Here is a 3,236-nt window from a genome sequence, read left to right as displayed (position 1 = left end):
CCGGAACTCCTCGCCGCGGCCAACAGCTCCGGCGGCGTACTCGGCAAGATGATCTCCCCGCAGAACCTCGCCATCGCCGCCGCCGCGACCGGCCTCGGCGGCCGGGAACCGGAACTGCTGCGCAAGGACGTCGGCTGGAGCCTGGCACTCCTGCTGCTGATGTGCGTGCTGGTCTTCCTTCAGTCCACATCCGTGCTGGGCTGGATGCTGCTGTCCTGATCCTGTTCCTGAGCCTGTTCCTGCCCCCGGCCTTGATCCCGGTGACCCAGAACCACTGCGCGGGTACCGCGAAGGTGCTCGCGCAGCGCGGTCCGGTAGGCCGCCACGTCGCCCCGCTCGAGCAGGGCGACGAGCTCGACGTGCTCGTGGTTGGTGACGCGCAGCCGGTCGTGGTCGTGGACGACGGCGTACAGCCCCATCCGCTGCTGCCGGTCGCGCAACGAGGCGTAGAGGTCCAGCAGGATCGGATTGTCCGCGGCGCTGACGATCAGCTGGTGAAAGGCCTGGTCGGCGGAGACGAACGCCTTGCCGTCGCCGGCCTCGCGCAGGCGCCGCTGCTCGGTCAGCTGCGCGCGCAGTTCACCGACGAGCCGCTCCAGCGCGGCCGTTCCCAGCGCCGCGACCTTCTCCGCGGCGAAGGACTCGACCAGCTCCCTGGTCTCCAGCACCGTCTCCACCTCCTTGGCGGAGACGGGGACCACCACCGCTCCCCGCTTGGGGTAGAGGCGCAGCAGCCCCTCGGTCTCCAGCCGGAGGAACGCCTCCCGTACGGGCGTACGACTGATGCCGAGCTCCTCGGCCACCATCCCCTCGCTGATCAGGTCACCGCCGGCGAGGAGGCCGTCGAGTATGCGTTCCTTGGCGTAGTGGTAGGCGCGCTGGGACGTGGGGAGAGCCCTTGCCACGTGCGTCCCCCCGTCATGGATGGATTCATGTGTCCAAGCGGGACATTAGACGCGGGCCCGGCGGGCGTGCAACCAGCGCCCGCCCCACCCGCCGACGCAATCCGCGTCACCATGGGGTCAGTCTCCCAATTCACCTGGGAGCCCGGCGAAGAGGGGAGTCGCGCGGAATGGGCGGGACCGTGACGGCAGTCAGCAGCAACAGCGATTACTCGTTCAGCAAGCCGAACCGGGACAGCGTCACGCTGCTGGCCGGGCTGGGGGTGGAGGGGGACGTGCACGCCGGTGTGACGGTCAAGCACCGCTCGCGCGTCGCGCAGGACCCCACCCTGCCGAATCTGCGGCAGGTCCACCTCATCCACCAGGAGCTCTTCGCCGACGTCGGCCGTGAGGGATTCACGGTGTCACCCGGTCAGCTCGGCGAGAACATCACCACCAGCGGCCTGGACCTGCTCGGCCTGCCCGTCGGCACTCTGCTGCACCTCGGCGACGAGGCCGTCGTGGAGGTCACCGGCCTGCGCAACCCCTGCTCGCAGATCGACGCCTTCAGGGCCGGCCTGCTGAAGCGGCTCGTCGGGCGCGACGAAGCGGGCGACGTGGTGCGCAAGTCCGGGATCATGGGGGTCGTCCGGGAGGGCGGCGAGGTGCGCCCCGGCGACACGATCGAGGTCCGGCTTCCGGCCGGACCGCACCGGCCCCTCGACCGGGTCTGACGGGTGACGGGTCCGGCCCCGGCTCTCGTACCTTCACACGGGGTCTGACCACCGCGTTCGTGGGTTCCTCCGCAGGTAGCCTGGCCTCATGCGCTTTCTTCAGTCCGACGGGTCGCTGGCCCCGCGTCCCTCGACTCCCTACGACCTGACGTACGACGACGTCTTCATGGTGCCCAGCCGCTCCGCGGTCGCCTCCCGGCTGGGCGTGGACCTCGCGTCCCCCGACGGCACCGGCACCACCATTCCGCTGGTGGTCGCCAACATGACCGCGATCGCCGGGCGTCGGATGGCCGAGACCGTCGCCCGCCGCGGCGGTCTCGTGGTCATCCCGCAGGACATCCCCCTCGACGTCGTCACCGAGGTCACCGGCTGGGTCAAGCGCCGGCACGTGGTGCTGGACACGCCCATCACGCTGGCACCGTCCCAGACGGCCGCCGACGCGCTGTCGCTGCTGCCCAAGCGGGCGCACGGCGCGGGCATCGTGGTCCAGGACGAGCGGCCGGTCGGTGTCGTCACCGAGACGGACCTGACCGGCGTGGACCGCTTCACGCAACTGTCCGAGGTGATGTCCCGCGACCTCCTCGTGGTGAACGCGGACATCGATCCCAGCGAGGCCTTCAACCGCCTGCACGCCGCCCACCGCAAGCTCGCCCCCGCGGTCGACGCAGACGGCCGCCTCGTCGGCATCCTGACCCGCAAGGGCGCGCTCCGCGCCACCCTCTACACCCCCGCCACCGACGCCGCCGGGCGGCTCCGCGTCGCCGCGGCCGTCGGCATCAACGGTGAGGTCGCGGGCAAGGCGCGGGCGCTGCTGGACGCCGGGGTCGACACCCTGGTGGTGGACACGGCGCACGGCCACCAGGACCGCGTGATCGACACCCTGCGCGCGGTGCGGGCCCTCGACCCCCGAGTCCCGCTCGTGGCGGGGAACGTCGTCTCCGCCGAGGGCGTACGCGACCTGGTGGAGGCCGGTGCCGACATCGTCAAGGTCGGCGTCGGACCCGGCGCCATGTGCACCACACGGATGATGACGGGCGTCGGCCGCCCGCAGTTCTCCGCGGTCCTGGAGTGCGCCGCGGAGGCGCGCAAGTACGGCAAGCACGTGTGGGCCGACGGCGGCGTGCGGCACCCGCGCGACGTCGCCATGGCGCTGGCCGCAGGCGCCTCCAACGTCATGATCGGGTCCTGGTTCGCCGGTACGTACGAATCGCCCGGCGACATTCAGCAGTCCGCCGACGGGCGGCTCTACAAAGAGTCGTTCGGCATGGCCTCGGCCCGCGCGGTGCGCCACCGCACGAGCGAGGAATCGGCCTACGACGGCGCCCGCAAGGCTCTGTTCGAGGAGGGCATCTCCACCTCCCGGATGTTCATCGACCCGGCCCGGCCCGGCGTCGAGGACGTCATCGACGCGATCATCGCGGGGGTCCGCTCCTCCTGCGCATACGCGGGCGCCGCCTCCCTGACGGAGTTCGCCGAGAAGGCAGTGGTCGGTGTTCAGAGCGCCGCGGGATACGCGGAGGGCAAGCCGCTGCACGTCAGTTGGTGAGCACGGGGTGTGCGGCGGCCCCGGCCCGAGCCGGGCGTCCCGCACACTCCGCACGCCCCGCACACGCTGTGCACC

At 71.5% G+C, this 3,236-nt stretch carries 4 protein-coding genes; 3 read left to right on the top strand and 1 reads right to left on the bottom strand.

All coding sequences use genetic code 11. The features are described from left to right. Positions 1–219, top strand: a 219-nt coding sequence (locus ACRDP3_RS12860; RefSeq protein ID WP_431517039.1) for an L-lactate permease, incomplete at its 5' end; no start/stop codon positions are given. On the opposite strand, the gene ACRDP3_RS12855 is transcribed toward ACRDP3_RS12860, so the two are convergent. Continuing rightward, entirely contained in the window at positions 180–905 is a 726-nt protein-coding gene (locus ACRDP3_RS12855; protein WP_431517038.1) for a GntR family transcriptional regulator, read from the bottom strand. The genes ACRDP3_RS12860 and ACRDP3_RS12855 overlap by 40 nt on opposite strands. A 167-nt stretch (positions 906–1,072) precedes the next feature. Between ACRDP3_RS12855 and ACRDP3_RS12850 the strand changes: the two genes are divergently transcribed. Together ACRDP3_RS12850 and ACRDP3_RS12845 are read left to right on the top strand one after the other, a co-directional pair. Beyond that, positions 1,073–1,615, top strand: coding sequence for an MOSC domain-containing protein (locus ACRDP3_RS12850; RefSeq protein WP_431517037.1), 543 nt, complete (start codon positions 1,073–1,075; stop codon positions 1,613–1,615). An 88-nt stretch (positions 1,616–1,703) separates the two neighbouring features. Continuing rightward, positions 1,704–3,161 carry a GuaB1 family IMP dehydrogenase-related protein gene (locus ACRDP3_RS12845; RefSeq protein ID WP_431517036.1) on the top strand — a complete coding sequence of 486 codons (1,458 nt, stop codon included), beginning with the start codon at positions 1,704–1,706 and terminating at the stop codon, positions 3,159–3,161. The last annotated feature ends 75 nt before the right edge of the window (positions 3,162–3,236 follow it).

The sequence above is a fragment of the Streptomyces sp. genome, from assembly GCF_050698815.1.
In the GTDB taxonomy this organism is placed as follows: domain Bacteria; phylum Actinomycetota; class Actinomycetes; order Streptomycetales; family Streptomycetaceae; genus Streptomyces.
The sequence above is the reverse complement of the archived record's forward strand: the minus strand, read 5'-3'. Positions and strand labels throughout refer to the sequence as shown.

Excerpts from the sequence above, each read along its gene's own strand:
- ACRDP3_RS12850 (WP_431517037.1), top strand. The coding sequence starts at position 1,073 with ATGGGCGGGACCGTGACGGCAGTCAGCAGCAACAGCGATTACTCGTTC.
- ACRDP3_RS12845 (WP_431517036.1), top strand. The coding sequence starts at position 1,704 with ATGCGCTTTCTTCAGTCCGACGGGTCGCTGGCCCCGCGTCCCTCGACT.